This window comes from Enhygromyxa salina (assembly GCF_000737335.2).
In the GTDB taxonomy this organism is placed as follows: Bacteria; Myxococcota_A; Polyangia; order Nannocystales; family Nannocystaceae; genus Plesiocystis; species Plesiocystis salina_C.
In genome coordinates this window covers 1-506 of record NZ_JMCC02000330.1, presented here as the reverse complement: position 1 = coordinate 506, position 506 = coordinate 1, and the positions used below count along the sequence as shown (strand labels likewise).

Annotated in this window: 1 pseudogene; it reads left to right on the top strand. The window is 68.0% G+C overall.

Annotation, left to right across the window (positions count from 1 at the left end):
* Positions 1-506 (top strand): annotated as a pseudogene (locus tag DB30_RS41125) (hypothetical protein); the annotation flags it as partial.

Here is a 506-nt window from a genome sequence, read left to right as displayed (position 1 = left end):
GAGCGGATCCCAACCCTCACGGTCACCCGTGACGACATCCTCGACGGCGCCCACCCGGTCACCCTCCCCGCCGGCAGCAGCCTCCCGACCGCCGACACCGACATCATCATCCAAGACGCCGAGGGCACCGCGATCCTGGCGAAGGGCGGCGGTTCAAAGGCCAACGGCATCCCCAAGATCACGATCACCCAGATCCTCGATGCCGACCCCGAGCGCGAGCTCGTCAAGCCGATCACCTTTCTCTGGGGCCTGACCAAGGCCACCCGCGGCGAGACCGTCAGCCGCGAGATCATCGGCTCCGGCAACGCGCTCATCCCCTGGCAGTCGCTCAAGCTCGCCAAGTCGCCGCTCACCTACCTCGCCGATCCCCTCGCGCCCGGCGGCCGCAAGCCCGAGCTCCAGGTCTACGTCAACGGCCTCAAATGGACGCGCGCGCGCTCCTTTTTCGGCGCCACCCCAGCTGACGAGATCTACGTCATCCGCCACGACGCCGACCACCAAACCCA